This window comes from Cyclonatronum sp. (assembly GCF_022565315.1).
GTDB lineage: Bacteria > Bacteroidota > Rhodothermia > Balneolales > Cyclonatronaceae > Cyclonatronum.
Genome location: NZ_JAIUMX010000011.1, coordinates 14691 through 35261 on the forward strand (window position 1 = coordinate 14691; position 20571 = coordinate 35261).

The following is a 20571-nucleotide window of genomic DNA, read 5'->3' on the forward strand; positions in this document are numbered from 1 at the left end:
CGCCCTTTGTTTTCAGGTTTATATGTAAACAGCTAAAATACGCTTAATTGCCTGCTTTTGAAACATCGCCCGCCTCAGGCCATCCCGATGGTAAAAACCGAAACGGAGGCCGGCTGCGCCTTCTGCAGCTCCTGTGCTACGGTAAAGGTGGTGGAGCCGGTTGTGAACACATCATCCACAATAATGATATGCCGGCCCTCTACCGCGCTGTAATTATTGAGCACAAAAGCGCCCTTCAGGTTCACCATGCGCTGCGACAGCTTAAATTTGGTCTGCGTTTTGGTATTCTTTTCGCGAATCAGCAGCTGCGCATCCGCTACGGGTATGCCGCTTGCCGCGTGCATGCCGCCGGCAATAAGCCGCGCCTGATTGTACCCCCGCTGTTGTTCCCGTTTGGGGTGCAGGGGCACGGGCAGCAGCAGCAATGGCCTGCCATCGGCGAGGCGGCCGCTTCCATCAATGTGCCGCTCCAGAAGCCGCCGCCCGGCCAGAAAGCCAAGCTCCTCCCCCACATGCTGCATACCTTCGTATTTGAGCATGTGAATAATGCGGTTCAGCAAGCCGCCCTTGTCGTATTTCCAGAGGGCATCCTGAAACATGATTCCGTCGGGCAGAATCAGGTTTTCGCAGGTCGCTTCGTTGGCCGGGTTGGGGTCGCTGAACTGCTCATGCGGGCAGCGCTCACACAAAATGCGGGTTCGCACCGGCAGCGCCGTGCCGCAGCCGATGCAGTTCACCGGGAAAGCAACCTGCAGAAGGCCCTCAAAAAGCGCACGAATGCCCGCCGGCTCCGCAGTTTTGTTATTTGGGGTTTCGGGGGATGTGTTTCCGGGTAGCTCCTGAGAGCCGTGCCCGTTTTCAGGGTCCTGATGTTGTGCCGGCATCCTGCTTCGGGTTAAGTTGGATGAGGATAAATACCGCGGCAATCGTTGCAGCCACGATGAGTCCGTGCCAGGGCAGCCCGGTCTGATACTTCAGCAGGGCGCCGGGCAGCAGCACCGCCGGCAGACCCCACAGCAACGGAAGCAGCCCGCGGAACGGCACCAGCGACCGCACCCGTATGCCGTAATACACCCGGCAGTACCAGAACATCGCGGCCGTAAAAAACACATGGCTTGCCAGCGTAGCCAGCGCCGGCCCCGCAAAGCCAATCCATATCACAAGGGCCAGGCTCAGCGCCACGTTAAATGCCAGCTCCGCCACGCTAAAGCGCGCGTTCACATCGCTGCGGCCCAGCGCCAGCAGCATACTCTGCGGAAAAACAAGCTGCGTGAGCACCGTAAGCAGGTAAATCCGGAAAATCGGGGCTGAGTCGGCATAGCCGCCAAACAGCACGAACAGTACCTGCTCGGCAAATACAAAAAGGACGGCCAGCACCGGCAGCAGCAGCATGCTCAGGCGCCGGCTTGCGTTTCGGGCCTCCCGCAGGGCCGCATCGTAGGTGCCGGTTTTCAGCAGTTTGCTGTACTCGGAAACCAGCGCAGCGCTTACCGCAGAGGTGAGGGCAATCACAAAAGGAATTTTACGCGCCCCGATTTCATAGACTGCGTACAGGCGGTCGCTGTCGAAAAACAGGGCCACTATCCATTTATCGGCATAAAGGGCCGCGGTTGAGGTAACGGCCAGCAGAAACATGCCGGAAGCGTAGCGCAGAGATTCGGATGCCTCCGCGCGCAGGGCCTGCCATACGGGCCACTGCGCCATGCTCTTCAGGGATGCGACGACCACAAAAGCCGAGCGCAGGGCCGGACTGATGGCCATCAGCAGCATAATGTAGGGCAGATCGAGCCGGAACATGAAGGCCCCGATAATGAGGCTGCCCTCAATCAGGTTGTAGCCGATGCTGTAGCTCACCAGCCATTTTTTGCGGCCCAGGGTGATGAACAACGGCTCGGCAATACCGGCAAACACGGCCAGCGCCATATACAGCGCAAAAAGCCTGAAGCCGGCTTCGAGGCCGGGCAGGTTGAGCGCTTCGGCCCAGAACCCGGCGCCGGCAAGAGCAAGGGCGCCGGTGAGCAGTCCTGCGGCAGCGCCGAGCAGCAGGTTCACTGCAATGGCTTCATCACGCCTGCCCGCCCCGCCCCGGTAATACAGCGTGCTTGCCAGCGCATTGATGAAAGCCGGCCCCAAAATCAGATACAGCAGCCAAAGCTTGCGGTATGCCCCGTACACATCTTCCGATATGATGCGCGTAAGTACCATGGTAACCAGCAGCGCTGTGCCGATGGTCACAAAACGGGCGATGGTCATGGCGCCGAGTTTGCCGTAAAATGAAGAAAAGGGGGGCAGTTTCACGCAAAAAAGGTTAGAAAATGGCGGAGGCTCGAACCCATTGGAATTTAAGAAAGGCCCGGTACACATCCCCCGTTAACTTAAAAAAACAAGCCGTAAATGCGCTTATATATTTAACACGCTTATCCAGCAGGATGCAGCTTCCCAAATAAGTACAAAAGCGGAAAAAGCTTGAGCGGAAACAACTTTTATCAGCGGCAAAAGATGCTGCTGCTGATAACCGACAGTCAGTTGGCCCTGCTGCAAACGGGTTGCAAATTCACCCTAAGCGCGGCTGTTATCTTTGAATAAAGTCAAGTATATTTTAAGTCTTAGCTGCATATTTTTCAGGCAGTGCTAATTGCGCGGGTTTGCAAACAGCCAATTCTCTCAAATCCAATATTTCCAGGTAGATTCATTATGGCCCAGCTTCAGGACGATTTAATTTTAATCCGGCAGCAGCTCAAATTAAGTGCAGATGATATTCATGACAAGACCCGTCTTTCAACGCTGATTATCCGACAGATCGAAGACGGCAGTATTTTTGAATCGGATCAGAACAAGACCTACATCCGCAGTTTCGTGCGCACCTATGCCAGAGCGCTTGGTATTCGGGATGAAGATATGATAGAGGCCCTCGATCAGATGGAAACCGGCACTTACCAGGGGTATCTTGTTCAGAAATATGCTTTAGGCGCCGGGAAGACCGCTTCTGCTGAATCGCGGACACAAACCGGCAAGCCGGAACAAAAGCCACAGGCTTCTGCTCCTGAAGCTGCACCTAAGCGCGTTACCGAAACCAGAAAAACGACCGATCAAAGCTCTGCGGTTCCTGCGCAGGCAAACAGCAGCAGGGGCACAACCAACTCGGGCAGCCCCCGGAAAGCCGATACCGCCGCCCCTCCCAAGCAGGAAAGAACAACTGATAGCAGGCAAAGCAGTGATAGAGCGGCAGAAGCTTCAGCTGAGAAAACTACACCTCAGCCTACCCGCATTGCAGCTCCCAGTACACTGAGAGGCCCGCGCCCTTCTGAGGTTAACTGGAGCGATGTAAGCCGCGGGGCTTCCCGGAAAAATACGGTTCCGGTTTCGGCCATTTTAATTGTTGCACTTGTCGTAATTGCGCTCGGTGCCTTCGGGTACTGGTACTTCAACAGTGAAGACGGCTTCAGCGGGCTTTTCGGGTCAGGCACTGAAGAAACGCAGCGCAGCGCACCTTCCGCGCAGCATGAATCGGCTTTACTGCCATCCGATACCCTTGATGCCCCGGTAGCTCCTGATCCGGGTATTAGCGTACCGGCCCTGCAAACCCTGCCTGACACCCTCTCTGTGGTGATTTATGCTGCTACAGGCAATCTCGAGCCCTTCAGGGTTCGGGCCGATACCTTCGAAAACCGCCGCCCTTACTGGGTGGAAATCGGCCGCGGCATGCGCATTCAGTTTATCAATGAAATTGCCGTTTCAGGTAATCTGAACCGTATGCTTGTACTCTACAACGACCGCGTAATTACAACTTTTGCGGAAACTAACGCTCAGGGTGAACGCATCATCAGGCGCAGTCAGTTTGAACAGGACCCAACTCTGGAGTCATTCACTGAACCCGGGCTGCCGGATGGCGTTGCACCGCCCCGTGAAATAATCGACCGGCCGCTGTTTTAACCTCTGTTTCCTCACATGACCGCTGAACAGGCACAGCAAAAAATTGCCGCACTCCGGCAGCTTCTGAACGAAGCAAACGAAGCCTACTACGAGAAGGCATCCCCCGTAATTTCCGACCGCGAATTCGACCGCAAGCTGGAAGAACTGCTTGCCCTTGAGCTCGAATTTGACCTCCAAAGCCCTGATTCCCCGACCGTGCGCATCGGCGGAAAACCAAGCAAGATCTTCGTGAACGTTGAGCACCCCGTGCCGATGCTAAGCCTCTCCAACACGTATAATTCGGATGAGCTTTTTGATTTCGACAAAAGGGTCCGGAACCTGCTCGGGCACAGCGACTTCACCTACAATGCCGAGCTAAAATACGACGGCATGGCCCTGCGCCTGCGCTATGAAGGCGGCCTGCTCGTGCTTGCCGCAACCCGGGGCGACGGCACCAAAGGCGACGACATCACCGCCAACGTGCGCACCATCGATGATGTGCCCCTGCGCCTGAAAGGCAGCTTCCCGCAGGTAGTGGAAGTGCGCGGCGAAGCCTACATGGAGCTCAAAGCTTTTGACGAGATGAACCGGCTTCGGGAAGAAGACGGTCTCGCCGTTTTTGCCAACCCCCGCAATGCAACCGCGGGCACCCTCAAGCTGCAGGACCCCGCCATTGTGGCGGAGCGCCCGATTCGTTTTTTCGCTTATGATTTGCTTTTTGAAGGTGATGAAGCCCGTGAGCTCACCCAAAGTGAAAAACTGGACCTGCTCAAAGATTTTGGGCTGCCGGTGTGCGATGTCCGCCGGGAATGCGCCACCATTGAAGACGTAAACGAGCTGATACAGCAGTGGGATAAAACCCGGCACGCGCATCCCTTCGAAACCGACGGGGCGGTGATAAAAATCAATCAGGAGCGCTTCAGGGATATTCTGGGCGTAACGGCCAAGGCGCCGCGCTGGGCCATCGCCTACAAGTTTGAGGCGGAGCAGGCCATCACCACCATCAACGATATTACGCTGCAGGTAGGGCGGCTGGGCACCGTTACGCCGGTGGCTGAGCTCGAACCGGTTCAGCTTGCGGGCACAACCGTGAAGCGCGCCTCCCTGCACAACGAAGATGAAATCCGCCGGAAGGACATCCGCATCGGCGACCGCGTGCTTGTGGAAAAAGCAGGGGAAATCATCCCGCAGGTTGTGAGCGTGATTAACCCTGAAGCAGAAGGGCGCGGCCCTGAATTTTCGATGCCGGAAAACTGCCCGGCCTGCGAATCTGAGCTGGTGCGCATTGAGGGGGAAGTCGCACTTCGGTGCGTGAACCCGCTTTGTCCGCCGCAGGTGCGCATCCGGATTGAGCACTTCGCAAGCCGTACTGCCCTCGATATCGACGGGCTTGGCGAAGCGGTTGTGGCGCAGCTCGTGGAAGCCGGCCTGATTGAGACCTACGCCGACCTGTACGAGCTTACAACGGAGCAGCTCATCCCGCTGGAACGCATGGCCGAGAAAAGCGCCCAAAACCTGATTGACGCCATTGAGGCAAGCAAAAAGCAGCCTTTCGAGCGCGTGCTGTACGCGCTGGGCATCCGCTTTGTGGGCAGCAAGGTTGCCAAAGATCTGGCCAAGGCCTTCGGCAGCATCGACGCCATCATGAATGCCGGTGCTGAACAGCTTTCAGAGGTTGATTCCATCGGGCCGCGCATTGCGGATTCCGTCGTTCAGTTTTTCGGAAACGGGGTTAACCGCACAATTACAGAACGGCTGCGCAGCTACGGCCTGCAGTTCGAGACCGAACAAAATGAAACCGCCTCAGACAAACTGGAGGGGCTCACCTTCGTGATTACCGGAACCCTGCCTACCCTCAAACGAACCGAAGCCGCTGCCCTCATCGAGCAGCACGGCGGAAAAGTGACCGGCTCGGTAAGCAAGAAAACGAGCTGTCTGCTGGCCGGAGAGGAAGCCGGTTCGAAACTCGACAAAGCCCAAAAGCTGGGCGTCAGGATTATCAGCGAAGACGAACTCCACAGCATGATCAGCTGAATCTGCAAAAAAACCGGTGCCTTAAACACCGGTTTTTTTGTTTGAAAACGGCTCAAAAAAGAAACATATTCCGTACTTGGTTTTTACCCTATGCCATTGAGCAAAAGCCTCTGCCCGAAGGGGGGAATACACTTCAGTTTTCTTTCATCAAATCAGACAAAGAATCGCCATGAAACTCGACCTTCAGCAAAACGAAGATTACGCGCTGCTTACCCCGCACGCATCCAAACTTGATTCGACCGTTGCACCCGACCTGAAGAGCAACATCATTTTGCTTGGCAACACCCTCGATACAGGCGGGCTAATCATCAACCTTGAAAATGTTGAATTTGCTGATTCCAGCGGTCTGAGCGCACTGCTGCTTGCTTTTCGCCTGTACCGCGACAGCGGCCGCACGCTGGTACTTTGCAGCCTGCACGACCGTGTGAAAAAACTCCTGGATATTTCGCAGCTCACCAGCTCCTTCATTATCAGAGAGCGGCTGGACGAAGCCATCGAGCTCTTCAGTTATTATGATGATGAGGGTGATGACTTCGAAGATGAGGACTCCGACGGGTTTTGAGAGCATTAACATTTGACAAGCTTCCGGTGCCGGATCAGGAAATTCCGGCTGCTGAAAGGTCCGGCGGCCTGTGTGCAGGCCTGAACCTGACCCCAAACCCTGAACCGGAAAACAATCTGTCAAATGGCTGAGCTATTCGGCGCCATAAGCCCCCTCGACTGGGGGATTGTTGCTTTCTACCTGCTGCTTTGTGTAGGCATAGGGTTGTATGCCGGCGGCAAGCCCGGCAACCCGGCAGACTATTTCCGAACTTCCGGAAATGTGCCCTGGTGGGCGGCTTCATTTTCTATTGTAGCTACTGAAACCAGCCTTCTTACCGTCATTTCGATACCGGCTGTTGCCTATGGCGGCAGCCTTGTTTTTTTACAGCTTGCAGCGGGCTACATCATCGGGCGCATTCTGGTTGCCTGGCTTATCCTCCCCTCCTATTTCCGGGGCGACCTTGTAACGCCCTATGCCCTGTTTGAGCAACGCTTCGGCAACGGCTTCCGGCGGCTTTCATCCTTCATCTTTCTGCTTACCCGCCTGCTGGCCGACGGCGTGCGCCTGTTCGCGGCAGCCATCCCCCTGAAAATCATCACCGGGCTCGATTACCCGACGGCTATTGCCCTGATCGCCCTGCTCACCCTCGCCTACACCTGGTACGGCGGGCTCCGCTCTGTAATCTGGATTGATGTGCTTCAGCTCGCTGTGTACACCCTGTGCGCGGTGTTTATCGTGTGGTACACCCTTGGGCTGCTCTCCGGCCTGCCCGACGCCTCGGCGCTGCTTCGGGATGCCGGCAAGCTCACCGTAATACAGCTGCCAACCTCCTTCAGCGACATCTTCTTTACCCCCTACAATCTTGTTGGCGCGGTAATCGGCGGCCTGTTTCTGGCAATGGCTTCACACGGCACAGATCACCTCATCGTACAGCGGCTGCTGGCCTGCGGCAAAACTTCCGCGGCCCGCAAAGCCCTGATTGCGAGCGGATTCCTTGTTTTTGGTCAGTTCGCCCTTTTCCTTTTTGCCGGACTGATGCTGTGGCTCTTTTATGAGGGAGCAAGTATCGCAGCGCTGGGGCTCAATAATCCTGACGAGCTGATGCTCACCTTTGTAACCGCAGAGCTTCCGGCCGGAACGGTCGGGCTTTTTGTTGCTGCCCTCTTTGCCGCAGCCATGAGCACACTCAGCAGCTCGCTTTCGGCGCTGTCATCATCCACCTTTTTCGACCTTTTCCCCAAGCTCGCCTCCCGCGGCAACCAAATGCGCAGCTCCCGGCTGCTGATGGTGGTTTGGACCCTCATCTTTATCGGGTTCGCTTCCCTCTTCACCGATACCGCAAACCCAATTGTGGAGCTTGGGCTCGGCATAGCCGGCTACACCTACGGGGCACTGCTGGGCTCCTTCCTGATGGCCATTTACAGCCCAATCACCCAAAATCAGGCCATAACCGGGCTTATCAGCTGCGTGCTGGGCATGGCGCTCATCATCCTGCTGAGTCCGCTGGCGTGGCCGTGGTACACCTTCTGCGGCCTGCTCATTTTCTCCGGCGTTTCTCTGAGCCTGTACAAGCTGCGCCTCGCCCGTTAGGCCTTAATTATGAACAGGCTGAAATTAATCGTAGTTTTGCTTTTGCTATGAGCTTGTTTTGAGCATTATTATGCATTCAATTTCCGTACAATACAAACTACTTATGAGTACCGGTCTCTTTAGTTACGGGTAAATCCCTTACATTTGAGCATATCCAAAGCCCTGCCTTAAGGACGTTAAAGGGCGACTCCGGATTAACCGGATACTGCAATCTAAATTTACGGACTGAATGTTTTTACCGTAGGTTAAACCATGATTCTGCTTCTATTTACGCAAAGCCAACTGCCAACACCTTTTTCATGAGTTTATTAGAAAAATTAGGCCTCGACCGAAAAAAGAACGTTCCTCCGAAAGGACTGAACGACAAAGCGCGTCTTGAAGAAGAGCAGCTGAAGCGGAAAAACCTGTTTATTAAACTGGGCATTGCTGCTGCTTTTCTGATTCTGGTACTGTTGCTGTACCCGCGGGATGTTATTAAAGAGGTGAGCTATCAGATAAATGAGCCCTGGCGTCAGGATGATCTGACAGCACCTTTCGATTTCAGCATTTTAAAAACAGACCGGGAAATCGAATCCGAAATTCAGCAGATCCGGCAGATTACGGCTCCTGTTTTCCATATCGATACAACCGTACCAGAGCTTGTATTTGCTCAGATGGATTCGGTAATGAACCGGCTCAACCCTGTACTTGAGGCCTACACGAGCTGGAAAGCTCACAGCGACAGGCAGTCTGACACGGCCATTGCAGACAGCCTCAGCTTTCAGCGTATTAAAGCAAATTCCAATCTGCTTTTTACTGATTCAAACCTGAACTTTATGCTGCTGCAATATGCCCGCATACAGCAGGAAAACAGCCGGCAGACCTTTGTGGGTGATGACGTACGAACCCGCCTTCAGCATTTGCTCACTGAGATTTACCGGAATGGCGTTATTGACATCCCCAAAAGCGACCTGCCCAGCACCGAAATATCGGTAAGAAACACAACTGACCGCACAGAGCGATTCGCAAGTATAAGTACCGTGCGTGATATGGAAGAGCTGAATGAGTTTGTGAGCTTTCGCCTGAACCGCATGTTTCGGGATGAAGCTGCGGCCATTGCCGTTCAGCTTTATGCTGCTTTCATACAGCCAAATCTGCTTTACAACGAAACACAAACCCGGCAGCTCATCGATGAAGCCATCGGGAACATCAGCCCGACCAAAGGCGCAGTAGCAGCGGGTCAGGTAATTATACGGCGCGGCGATCTCATAGATCAGGAGCGCCTGAACATGCTTCAAAGCCTGGAAGCGGCGCGTGCATCCCGGGCGAGCAACCTTGAGCTTTCCCTGCGTGCCCTTGGCGATACCCTGCTGATGATTGCAATACTTGCAACATTTCTGTTTTATCTGTACCTGTACCGTCAGCCTATTTTTGACAGCAACAGTAAGTTTTTGCTCGTGTTTATTGCGCTCTTTCTGGTGGTTGGCAGCAGTGCTTTTCTGATACGCATTGAGCCTGTATCGGAGTATCTTGTTCCGCTTGCGCTTGCGCCGCTGCTGCTCACCATTTTCTTTGACTCGCGCGTGGGCATTATCGGAGCCATCAGTATTTCACTTATGACCGCGCTGATGAATGGCTACAGCTTTGAATTCCTGACTGCAACCCTTGTTGCCTCAAGCATAGGCGTGTACTCCGTGCGCGATATCCGGCAGCGCAGTCAGTACTTCCTGAATACGCCGGGTATCATTTTCCTGTCCTACGCTTTTGTACTGCTGGGTTTTACCCTGTCAAGATCTGGTGCATGGGATGTTTTAGGGATGAATCTCCTTATTGTATTTGTGAATGTACTGCTCATTTCGATTCTCACCTATCCGCTCATATTTTTGTTTGAGAAGCTTTTTCAGCTCACCACTGATGTAACCCTTTATGAACTCAACGACAACAACAACTCTTTACTTAAAGAGCTGATGTTTAAGGCCACGGGCAGCTTTCAGCACAGTGTTCAGGTAGCCAATCTTACCGAAGCGGCGGCGGCGGCTATCGGCGCGAACGCGCTTCTTGCACGGGTCGGGGCGCTTTACCACGATATCGGCAAGATGGAGAAGCCGCAGTATTTTGTTGAAAATCAGGGAGGAGGGGTTAATCCGCATGATCAGCTAACCCCGGCAATGAGTGCGAAAATTATCAGGGATCACGTTAAAGCAGGCGTTCGGCGGGCACAGCGGGATAATCTGCCTCCGGTAATTGTGAACTTCATCGAGACCCACCACGGTAACAGCATCATTCAGTATTTTTATAATAAGGCGCTGATGGAAGCCGATTCCGAAAACGAAGTACATGATAACTTCTTCCGGTATGAAGGCCCGCTGCCCTCAACCAAGGAAACGGGAATCCTGCTGATGGCTGACGCCATAGAAGCTGCCTCGAGGGCTATGAGCGACCCAAGCCATAAAAAGCTTGAAAACCTTGTGAACCGCATCGTTGACGAAAAAGTAGCCGAGGGTCAGCTCATTGACTGCCCGCTCACATTCCGGGATATCAGCCTGATCAAGCAGGCGTTTCTGAAAAACCTCTCTGCCATGCATCACAGCCGCATAAAGTATCCGGGGCAGGATAAAAAAGACAATGCTGTTGACGGGAGAACGGCGGCTGAGGGGGCTCTTTCGAAAGATTACCCTAAAGAAAACGGGAAAGGCAACGGATCAAAAAACAGCGGGCCAACCAAAGATTCAGGTTCAGGGCGAACTTCATCAGAAACGGATGCGAAACCGGGTAACGCCCGGCAAACCGGAGCCGAAAACCAAAAGCCTGAAGCTGACGGAAACACATCCCCCGAAAAATAACCTGAATGCTTCCGGCCCCATGCACTTCAGCACAGGGCCGGAAGTTTCGCAAGCAAGCCCGGCACGGCATGGCAAAAGAGACAAGCTTCGCTCCGCTTCTGAGAGATTTTCTGCATTATCTGAAGCTGGAAAAAGGACTTTCCGGCAATACGCTTGATGCGTACGGGCGGGACATCCACAATTATCTGGACTATCTGTTTGCCGTGCTTAAACTTCGGGATCCCGGCGGGGTTTCGTTACGGCATATCGAAGACTATCTGCTTGAGCTCACTGAAACCGGCCTTGCGGCTACAACCATAGCCAGGAATATTTCAAGCATCCGCAGCTTTCATCTTTTTCTGATGCTTGAGGGTCATGCAGCAGCCAATCCGGCGCAACTCGTTAAGCTGCCCAAAAAAGCCCTTAAACTGCCAGAGGTGCTGGATGCCACACAAATTGCCCGCATGATTGAGGCTGCCGGAAGCAGCGAAGCTGCAAGCCGCACGCCACTGCGTAACCGCGCTATACTCGAGTGTCTGTACGCAACCGGTATGCGAGTGAGCGAACTCACTGAACTCACTTTAGCGCAGCTGTATCCTGAAATCGGTTTTGTGCGCGTGTTTGGCAAAGGCAGCAAAGAGCGTTTGATACCTGCAGGGCGTAAGGCTTTTGAAGCTGTTGAGAGCTACCTCAAATCGGAACGCGGGTTGCTGCAGAAACCCGGGCAAACAACTGATAATGCGGTTTTCCTGAACGTGCGTGGCAGCGGTCTGAGCCGGGTTAGCGTATGGCAGCTGGTAAAAAAAGCAGCACGTTTTGCCGGCATAACGTCGCCGGTTTACCCGCATGCCTTCCGACATTCATTTGCAACGCACCTGCTTGAAGGCGGTGCCGATTTACGCTCAGTGCAGCAGATGCTGGGGCATGTTTCAATCAACACTACAGAGATTTACACGCACGTTGACCGCAGCTTTTTGCAGCAGGTGTACCGCGATTTCCATCCGCGGGGCTGATTGGCTCAAAACCCGCTTCGGGTTGAGCGGGAAATCCTTATTTTGCAGCACTTGTTCAGATTCCCTTATTTCACTTTAACAGACTGTCAGAACTTTTATGACTGAAACCCGGCAAGCCGTCAAATCTATAGAATGGCGCGAAGACCATGTACGCATTATCGATCAAACTTTTCTTCCCTCGCGTACCGTGTACTGCGATATTCGTGATATCGGGCAGATGTGGGATGCCATCAAAAAACTTAAAGTGCGGGGCGCTCCGGCCATCGGCATAGCTGCTGCATATGCCTTTTATCTTGGCATCCGGGATGTGCGTGATATTTCTTACCCCGGGTTCAGGATTGAGGCCGACCGAATTGCCGAATATCTGGCTTCAAGCCGACCTACTGCCGTAAATTTAAAATGGGCACTCGACCGGATTCTGGTAACCATACACGCGCTGAAAGATAAACCTATTGAGGAAATTAAGGCTAAGGTGCTGGAAGTCGCCAAAACTATCCATCAGGAAGATATTCGTACCTGTAAGCAAATCGGGCTTAACGGTCAGGAACTCGTCCCCAAGAAAGCAAATATTCTCACGCACTGCAACACCGGCGGTCTGGCAACGGGGCAGTACGGAACCGCATTATCCATGATTTTCCACGCGCATTTTGCCGGCAAGAAAATAAATGTGTGGGTTGATGAAACGCGCCCCCTGCTGCAGGGTGCCCGGCTCACTGCCTGGGAACTGAATGAAGCTGAAGTACCCTTCAAACTTGTGATTGACTCTGCTTCAGGGCACCTCATGAAATCAGGCCTTGTGGATTTGGTTGTGGTTGGAACCGACCGCGTTGCTGCCAACGGCGATACTGCAAACAAAATCGGAACCTACAATCTTTCCGTACTCGCCAAAGCGCACGGTATTCCGTTCTATGTAGCCCTGCCGCTCTCAACCATCGACCTGAACCTGGAACACGGCGACCTCATCCCCATTGAAGAGCGCGACGGAGATGAAATCACGCATTTTGGTTCAACCCGAATGGCACCGAAGAAAATACAGACCTTTAACCCGGCTTTTGATGTGACTCCGGCAGAGAACATCACGGCTTTTATTACCGAAAAAGGGATTATACGACCGCCATTCAAAGAGAATCTCAGAAAGCTTTTTGAATAGTTTTATTTGAATCCTCCTCATTTATAAGTCCGCTTTTTATGTTGGAAACGTCTGTTCTGAACCGATTTCATCCATAAATTGTGCAATATAGCGCTCCATAAACGCGATGCGGCTGCGGGCCATTTGCCGTGCCGTTTCGGTTTGCATGAGTTCCGGAAGGCGGAACAGTTTGGTAAAGAAGTGATCGAGTATATAGCGGCTATCGTCTGCTTCGCGCGAAACTGCGGCGGGAAGGGGTATCTCAGGATGATAAAATTCAGAGCCAAATCCCGCGCCTGTAACAAAGCATCGGGCAATACCAACGGCTCCCAGCGCATCGAGGCGATCGGCATCCTGCAGTACTTTTGCTTCGATGGTACGGGGCTCGATACCTGCACTAAAGCTGTGCGCAGCGATACAGTGTGAAATAGCTTCGGTTTGGTTTTCTGGCACGGCGCAGGCGCGAAGCCACTCACCCGATTTCTCCGCAGAAATTCGGGATGCCTGTTTTCGATCAGCACTGTTCTTAGATAGTACAACAAGATCGTGCAGCCAGGCTGCCGGAATCAGGATACGCAGCTCGGCCCCTTCGGCGATTCCGATTTTTCGGGCGTTTTCAACAACCCGCTTCACGTGCTGCAAATCATGAGCGGAATCGCGCCCTACTGCTGTTTCGCGCAATAAGGCTTCGCATGCGCTTTCGGATATTATTTTCATAGTTCTATGAGGCAGGTCATTCAGAAAACATCCTCTTCATAAACGAACCGAGGCCGCTTCAAGAGAAGCTGCCTCAGCTCAACTTTTGCCTTCTGCACCTTAATCAACAACTGCCGTATCGAGATTATTAAGGGCAAAAACTTCTTCAACTTTCTCAAAGCCTTCCCCGATTCGGAGAATTGCAGGAGTGTCGCCGGTCATATCGATAATGGTCGATTCAACCGTTTGAAGGGGCTGTTCATCATCGATTGCGATATCTACAAGGTGATCGAAAATACGGAAGAGTTCGTCAGTAAAACGCGGCTCTGCATCTTCAATGAGTTCATCAGGGGCTTTTGCACTTGTGGCAAGCAGCGGATGCCCCAGCTCTGCAATAATCTGCTCACAAATCGGATGCGAAGGTACCCTGAAACCAACCGTTTTTCTTTTAGGATGAAGCAGCAGCCGCGGCACTTCTTTGGTGCCGGGTAAGATAAATGTATAAGGCCCCGGAATCAGTCGTTTTATGATTTTGAAATTATCCGTACTGATATTTGCGAACTTCGAGATTCCGGTGAGGGAGTCACAAATGAGGGTAAACATGTGATCGCTGTCCAGCTTTCTGATGCTGCGGATACGATCTACGCCCTTTTTGTTGGTATAGTCGCAGCCAAGGGCAAACTGCGTATCTGAAGGGAAAATCATGATTTCACCCGCTCGAAGCCGGTCAACAATATCAAAAACACGCTTAACATGGGGGTTTACCGGGTGAAGTTTAATTATATCTGCCATAAGGGACTTTTGTGTCTTTTAGGTTTTTGGATTTATTTCCCTGCGCGGGGCATAATGAATCGTTACATCTCTTAAAGTAAGCTTATGCAGGGAATTACTGATTTTTGGGCCTATTCTTGTATCTTGAATGTAGCAAAACTTTCCATAAAAGAAACCCAAAAGCAGGAGTCATCTATGTCATCAAACGTTCGCATCACATTTTTAGGACATTCGGCATTTAAAATAATATCACCTAAAGGCCATATAATCTACATTGATCCTTTTCTTTCACAAAACCCGTCAACTCCGGCTGAGTACAAATCCCCTGACAAGGCCGATTTCATTTTACTCACACACGGTCACGAAGATCACGTCGGCGACACGCTTGAAATAGCCAAAACTACCGCTGCAACCGTTGTAAGTACCGTTGAGCTTTCAGGCCTGCTAAAAGCAGACGGGCTTGCTGAACAGCAGGCAGCTGAATTCAACAAAGGCGGCACATTACAATTTGACGACTTTTCCGTAACCCTCACCAATGCAAATCACTCATCGTCCTTTGGCGGGCGGTATGCAGGTGAAGCCGGGGGGCTTGTAATTCGTTTTTCGGACGGCCCTACGATTTATCATGCCGGTGATACCAGCATTATGCCTGATTTCTCTCTCTACGCCGAACTGTACGCACCTTACATCAGCATGCTTCCAATTGGCGACCACTACACCATGGGCCCTGTAGAGGCAGCTATGGCGGCCTCAATGCTGAGATCGAAAATCTTTATTCCGATACATTTTGGCACTTTCCCGGTGTTAACCGGTTCACCGGACGTCTTTAAAACGGAGACAGAAAAGAGAACCGGAGGTGCCTCTCAGGTCACTATCCTCAAGCCCGGAGAAAGCCTTTAGCGAAAACACAGCTCAAAAAAAAGGTTACGCATTGCGGGAATGCGTAACCTTTTCAGTTTGATGGCCTGCTTATGAACTATAAAATAATCACGTCAAGGAGGATAGCAATCCATACTACAGGCAAATAAAAGATGGAAGCGAACATCAGTTTTTTTGCTGAGGGCTTATCTTTTATTGCGAAAAACTTATATCCGTAAAAGAGAAAACCAATTCCGGAAAGCAGTGCTCCAACCAGATAAATGATGCCGTTATAGTCCATAAAATACAGACTCAGCGAAATGGGGATGAGAATAAGCAGGCATAAGAGGTTAACCCAGGCTGCTTTACTTCCGGTAATGTCATTTTTGGGCAGCATCCTGAAGCCTGCACGCGTATAATCTTCGTTGCAAAGCCAGGCGATCGAAACAACATGAGGTACCTGCCAGAAAAACACGATGGCAAACAAAACCCACACCCCGGGCTCTGAAATAGTTCCTGTAGCTGCGGCCCAACCACCAACGGGGGGCAGCGCACCAGGAACGGCGCCAATCCAAACATTGCTGAATGATACCCGCTTCATTGGGGTGTACATAGCAAGATAGGAGAACGCTGTAAGTGCTGATACCAGCCCTGCAATCCAGTTCACGGTTGAAATCAGGTAGATAAGGCCGCCAAAAATAAGGCTCATAGAAAAAATAAGCGCGTGTTTACTGTCGATGCGCTGAGTAGGAAGCGGACGCTTACTTGTGCGAAGCATCAGTTTATCGAGATCACGTTCAATATACTGATTATGGGCAGCCGTACCTGCTGCGATGAGTACCGTGCCGATAATAGCGTGGAATAGCAGGGTAAAATCAACAGAACCGGTTGAGCCCAACAGAAAGCCGATTGCCATGCTCGCGAGCACCAAAACGGTGATACCTGGCTTGGTAAGCTCGAAATAGTCTGCTAAGACTTGTGATAATAATGGTTTGGAAAGTGTGTTTTCCTGAGTTAGCTTCATTTAGTCAGAACAAATAATAGACTTTTAATAGTCGGAAAATTTAAGAAATAATCCTCAATTCAGCACGGATAGATTGAAGATATGTTGACAATAAATCTTAATTTAAAAGTTCAGTTTTCAGCCAAAGACATTCGTTAAACCATACTGTTTATATTTTATTTATGCTTAAGCAACTCTTCCCGACTGTAGCTACAACAACCGTTATTGTAACAGTACTGCTCATTTTCATCGGCGTACTCGTTCGCGCCTCAGGGGCTGGTCTTGGCTGCCCAGACTGGCCACAGTGTTTTGGTATGTGGATACCTCCAACCACTGCTGCTGATCTTCCTCCGGAATTTAATGCAGACGAGTTTAACGTAGTGCATACCTGGACAGAATACATCAACAGGCTTGTAGGAGTTCTGGTTGGATTTCTGATTATACTCACCACCTTTTTTTCCCTCGGTTACCTTAAGGAGCGAAAGTCAGTATTCGTGGCCTCATTATTAGCGCTCATTCTCGTGATTTTCCAGGGCTGGCTTGGCGGGCAGGTAGTACGAAGCGGATTACAGCCGGGCATGATAAGTGTTCACATGGTAATCGCAATGCTTATCCTAATGACGCTTGTTTACGCAACATGGTCAGCGATTAAAGACCGTTACCGCTTTACTTTGATGCACAATCATAAGAAAGCCCTCTTCATGGCCTCCTCTCTGCTTCTGTTTCTCATGTTTGTACAGATTATACTCGGTACACAGGTTCGGGAAGCCATTGATCTTGTTGATAAAGCGAGTTTTCCGCGAGGAGAATGGCTTGAACAGGTAGGGCTGATAGATCAGATACACCGCACTTTTTCATGGACTATTTTGCTTACAAGCACTTGGATCGTTTATTACGTTAAGAATAACAACCTCGTGACCAACATCACCAAAATTGCTGTTACCATTTTGGGACTTGTGCTTGTACAGATTTTTATTGGTGTAGTGCTTGCATACGGCGGTTTACCGGCTTCCTTTCAGGTGCTGCACCTTGGCGTTTCATCATTTCTCTTTATCGCAATACAGATTTTGATTCTCGCCTCGCGGCATAACCGATAACAAACCTTTATACGCACTCAAGTGAGTTTTTCCCGCAACATACAGCCTGCGCGGCCACTTGCTAAGCAGTTTCACTGTTGTTAAAAACGGGTCATAAATTCGCAGTCACAATCCCGCAAAATACATTACATCTAAAGTCAGGCCTGTTCCTGAACGCAGGTTAATACCGCATAGTCAATAAACCAATCAAACTCTCAGCCTGCGTTTTACAAAAATGTGGAGAAAAGGGCACAACAGATACTGCCAAATAGCCTGATCCTGATAGCATCACACCAAAAAAGCCTCCGCGAAAATATTCGCGGAGGCTTTTTTAATTATAGTGTTGCCCTAATAGATAAGGTCATGGAATCCAGACATTAATGCCTGCATCTCTGAAATTAGTATCCAGCAGAGTTATGCCAACAAATACCAAAAAGAACAGCAGGGAAAACACAAGGACTACCGTGTTGAATTTTTCATCATAATACAGCCCCATGAAGAACATAGCTACAAGAGTAGCTTTGAATGATGCGAGCAGTAACGCTACAACTACATCAAACGGAGCCGGGATGTTGAGATAAAACACAGCAACTGTAACAACTGTGAGAACCACGAGTGCAAATGTAGTTGACAACAGTGTCTTGAGAGGAATGATATGGTGAGCGCTCATCGTAAAAAGAATAATTAAGTTCTTATTGAAAATAGTTCATTTGGTTTCCGAATTCACGCTAATCAATAAGGTACATAAGCGGAAAGAGGAAAATCCAGATAATATCCACAAGGTGCCAATATAAGCCGGTTATTTCCACAGGAGTGTAGTAAGCCGAACTGTAAGCTCCGGCTCTTGCTTTTACAACAAGCCATATCATTAACCCGATACCAATGATAACGTGAATCCCGTGTAAACCCGTCATCATATAATAAATACTGAAGAATACACTTGCTTTCGGATGATCAATACCTTCAAAGGTGTACATGCCGCCGGGCAGAATACCTACTTCAAACTTAGCGGTGTATTCAAAATATTTGATTACAAGAAACACTGTTGCAAGTACGATAGTAACCAACAGGTAATTAACAATCATTTTCTGATTGTTTGTTTGCGCTGCACGAATTGCAAGCGCACAAGTAAGAGAGCTGCCGATCAGTACAACTGTATTAATACCGCCAAGTACAGTACTTAATTCAGTTGCAGCCATCGTAAACAACTCAGGGTTCCATGCACGATAAATAATGTAGGCCACAAAAAGGCCTCCAAAAAACATCACCTCTGTAAACAGGAACAACCACATGCCAAGTTTCGAAGAGCTGAACTGCTGATCTGAGCTCCTGAAATGATGCTGTACGTGCGCGTTTTCTAAACTTTGAGCCTGTGCCATTTATTGAAGGATTACCTTAAGGGTTCAATTTTAATTAAACAGTTTCAGCAGATTGCTTCCTAATGTCGCCTTCATGGTCGTTGCCATGATAAACATCATCAGAAATTCCCAGTGTAAAGTCAGAAATCGGCTTATGATAGTCGTAAGCGCCGTTTGTAACAACTGGCTGATAATTGAAATTATGCTGAAGCGGCGGAGAGGAAGTCATCCAGTCTAATGTACGGGCGCCCCACGGGTTGGAGGTTGCCTTTTCGCCTTTCCAAAGAGAGTGCGCCAGGTACACGGCAATAATTACGAAGCCGATTCCCAGTACATACGAACCGATAGTTGACAGCTGATGCATGGTTTGAAATTGCTCAATGTATGAATAATACCGACGTGGCATTCCCTGACTTCCCATAATGAACTGCGGGAGGAAAGTGAGATTAAACCCAATGAAAATTATGACCGCCGATATTCTTCCCCAAAATTCGCTGTACATCTTACCGGTCATTTTGGGCCACCAGAAGTGAAGACCGCCAAGGAAAGCCATTACCGTACCGCCCATCATCACATAGTGGAAGTGGGCTACTACATAGTAGGTATCATGAAGCTGAACATTCACTGAGATAGCACCCAGCATTATTCCCGTAACACCACCAATAGTAAACAGAAAGAGGAAAATACAGGCGTAAAGCATCGGTGTCTTCATATCGATAGATCCCTTGTGCATGGTCGCCAGCCAGTTAAAGATCTTTATACCCGTAGGTATCCCTACAAAAAAGGTCAGAAATGAAAATACAACCGTACTTAACTCACTTTGGCCGGAGACAAACATATGATGACCCCACACCAAAGAGCCAATGAAGGCAATTGCCAGGCTTGACATCGCGATGGCCCAGTATCCAAAAACGGTCTTTCTTGAAAAAGTGCCGATAAGTTCTGAAATCACTCCAAAGGCAGGCACAATCATAATGTAAACCGCCGGGTGAGAATAAAACCAGAAAAAATGCTGATACAATACCGGGTCGCCACCAAGAGCAGGATCGAAAATACCGATGCCTAATGTCCGCTCCATGATAAGCAGCGCAAGCGTAATTGCCAGAACAGGAGTTGCAAGTACCTGAATGACTGAGGTAGCATACATGGCCCAGATAAACAGAGGTAAGCGTCCCCATGTCATACCGGGTGCCCTCATTTTATGTACGGTTACGATAAAGTTCATTCCCGTCAGAATGGAAGAGAAACCCATAATGAACACTCCAAACGTCATAAGTATAACCGCAGAGCCGGTTTGCACAGAGTAAGGAGTATAAAAGGTCCAGCCTGTGTCGATAGGATTAACTGCGAGCGATGCAAGCGTGAACAAAGCTCCTATTGAGTAAATCCAGAATGAAGCGAGGTTTAACCGGGGGAAGGCTACATCTTTTGCACCGAGCATAATAGGCAGAAGGAAGTTACCCAGTGCAGCCGGAATAGACGGGATGATAAACAAAAACACCATGATCGCCCCGTGGAGGGTAAAAATCCGGTTGTAAGTTTCTGCGTTCATCAGGTTTTCAGCAGGCGTAAAAAGCTCTGTTCTCAGAACAAGAGCGAGTACACCGCCTACGAAGAAGAACAAAGCAATTGATGCCAGGTACATCAACCCGATGCGTTTGTGATCTACGGTAAACAACCATGATTTCAAACCGGATTCCGCATTCAGATAGTTTTTGGGCGGATTCTCGTCTATATCAAAGTAACGTACCTTGAGGGTATTTCCGTTAGTTGCAGCTGCCGACAT

17 protein-coding genes are annotated in these 20571 nt (G+C 50.5%); 9 read left to right on the forward strand and 8 right to left on the reverse strand.

Going from position 1 to position 20571, the window contains the following annotated elements; all coding sequences use genetic code 11:
• Positions 1 to 74 precede the first annotated feature (74 nt).
• Both LAT75_RS03630 and LAT75_RS03635 read right to left on the reverse strand, forming a co-directional pair.
• Complete coding sequence (locus LAT75_RS03630) at positions 75 to 884, reverse strand: phosphoribosyltransferase family protein (protein WP_291481261.1); 810 nt, start codon at positions 882 to 884, stop codon at positions 75 to 77.
• The gene (locus LAT75_RS03635) at positions 859 to 2298 is read right to left on the reverse strand and encodes an oligosaccharide flippase family protein (protein WP_291481262.1); all 1440 of its coding nucleotides are present in this window, start codon (positions 2296 to 2298) and stop codon (positions 859 to 861) included. Before LAT75_RS03635 ends, LAT75_RS03630 begins: the two co-directional genes overlap by 26 nt.
• A gap of 396 nt (positions 2299 to 2694) precedes the next feature.
• On the opposite strand from LAT75_RS03635, the gene LAT75_RS03640 reads away from it, so the two are divergent.
• The 7 genes from LAT75_RS03640 (at position 2695) to mtnA (ending at position 13044) form a co-directional block, all read left to right on the forward strand.
• A complete protein-coding gene (locus LAT75_RS03640; RefSeq protein ID WP_291481263.1) occupies positions 2695 to 3933 on the forward strand; it encodes a helix-turn-helix domain-containing protein in 1239 nt (412 codons plus the stop codon).
• Between the two features lie 15 nt (positions 3934 to 3948).
• Positions 3949 to 5946, forward strand: a complete 1998-nt coding sequence (ligA, locus tag LAT75_RS03645) for an NAD-dependent DNA ligase LigA (RefSeq protein WP_291481264.1) — start codon at positions 3949 to 3951, stop codon at positions 5944 to 5946.
• A 169-nt stretch (positions 5947 to 6115) separates the two neighbouring features.
• Positions 6116 to 6508, forward strand: coding sequence for an STAS domain-containing protein (locus LAT75_RS03650; protein WP_291481265.1), 393 nt, complete (start codon positions 6116 to 6118; stop codon positions 6506 to 6508).
• 123 nt (positions 6509 to 6631) lie between these two features.
• Positions 6632 to 8080 carry a sodium:solute symporter gene (locus tag LAT75_RS03655; RefSeq protein WP_291481266.1) on the forward strand — a complete coding sequence of 483 codons (1449 nt, stop codon included), beginning with the start codon at positions 6632 to 6634 and terminating at the stop codon, positions 8078 to 8080.
• A gap of 299 nt (positions 8081 to 8379) precedes the next feature.
• Positions 8380 to 10902, forward strand: coding sequence for an HDIG domain-containing metalloprotein (locus LAT75_RS03660; RefSeq protein ID WP_291481267.1), 2523 nt, complete (start codon positions 8380 to 8382; stop codon positions 10900 to 10902).
• A 68-nt stretch (positions 10903 to 10970) separates the two neighbouring features.
• Positions 10971 to 11894 carry a site-specific tyrosine recombinase XerD gene (xerD, locus tag LAT75_RS03665; RefSeq protein ID WP_291481268.1) on the forward strand — a complete coding sequence of 308 codons (924 nt, stop codon included), beginning with the start codon at positions 10971 to 10973 and terminating at the stop codon, positions 11892 to 11894.
• 97 nt (positions 11895 to 11991) lie between these two features.
• Positions 11992 to 13044 carry an S-methyl-5-thioribose-1-phosphate isomerase gene (gene mtnA / locus LAT75_RS03670; RefSeq protein ID WP_291481269.1) on the forward strand — a complete coding sequence of 351 codons (1053 nt, stop codon included), beginning with the start codon at positions 11992 to 11994 and terminating at the stop codon, positions 13042 to 13044.
• 36 nt (positions 13045 to 13080) lie between these two features.
• Here mtnA and LAT75_RS03675 read toward each other — a convergent pair whose 3' ends face one another.
• Both LAT75_RS03675 and LAT75_RS03680 read right to left on the reverse strand, forming a co-directional pair.
• Complete coding sequence (locus tag LAT75_RS03675; protein ID WP_291481270.1) at positions 13081 to 13740, reverse strand: HD domain-containing protein; 660 nt, start codon at positions 13738 to 13740, stop codon at positions 13081 to 13083.
• A 99-nt stretch (positions 13741 to 13839) separates the two neighbouring features.
• Positions 13840 to 14511, reverse strand: coding sequence for an L-threonylcarbamoyladenylate synthase (locus LAT75_RS03680; RefSeq protein WP_291481271.1), 672 nt, complete (start codon positions 14509 to 14511; stop codon positions 13840 to 13842).
• A gap of 174 nt (positions 14512 to 14685) precedes the next feature.
• On the opposite strand from LAT75_RS03680, the gene LAT75_RS03685 reads away from it, so the two are divergent.
• Entirely contained in the window at positions 14686 to 15390 is a 705-nt protein-coding gene (locus LAT75_RS03685; RefSeq protein WP_291481272.1) for a metal-dependent hydrolase, read from the forward strand.
• A 76-nt stretch (positions 15391 to 15466) separates the two neighbouring features.
• On the opposite strand, the gene cyoE is transcribed toward LAT75_RS03685, so the two are convergent.
• Positions 15467 to 16372, reverse strand: coding sequence for a heme o synthase (cyoE, locus tag LAT75_RS03690; protein WP_291481273.1), 906 nt, complete (start codon positions 16370 to 16372; stop codon positions 15467 to 15469).
• A gap of 161 nt (positions 16373 to 16533) precedes the next feature.
• Between cyoE and LAT75_RS03695 the strand changes: the two genes are divergently transcribed.
• The gene (locus tag LAT75_RS03695; protein WP_291481274.1) at positions 16534 to 17448 is read left to right on the forward strand and encodes a COX15/CtaA family protein; all 915 of its coding nucleotides are present in this window, start codon (positions 16534 to 16536) and stop codon (positions 17446 to 17448) included.
• Positions 17449 to 17788: 340 nt separating this feature from the next.
• Here the strand turns inward: LAT75_RS03695 and LAT75_RS03700 are convergent, their stop codons facing one another.
• Genes LAT75_RS03700 through ctaD form a run of 3 tightly spaced genes read right to left on the reverse strand, consistent with a single transcriptional unit; the run spans position 17789 to position 20571 of the window.
• Positions 17789 to 18097 carry a cytochrome C oxidase subunit IV family protein gene (locus LAT75_RS03700; RefSeq protein WP_291481275.1) on the reverse strand — a complete coding sequence of 103 codons (309 nt, stop codon included), beginning with the start codon at positions 18095 to 18097 and terminating at the stop codon, positions 17789 to 17791.
• 58 nt (positions 18098 to 18155) lie between these two features.
• Complete coding sequence (locus tag LAT75_RS03705) at positions 18156 to 18806, reverse strand: cytochrome c oxidase subunit 3 family protein (protein ID WP_291481276.1); 651 nt, start codon at positions 18804 to 18806, stop codon at positions 18156 to 18158.
• Between the two features lie 34 nt (positions 18807 to 18840).
• The gene (ctaD, locus tag LAT75_RS03710; RefSeq protein ID WP_291481277.1) at positions 18841 to 20571 is read right to left on the reverse strand and encodes a cytochrome c oxidase subunit I; all 1731 of its coding nucleotides are present in this window, start codon (positions 20569 to 20571) and stop codon (positions 18841 to 18843) included.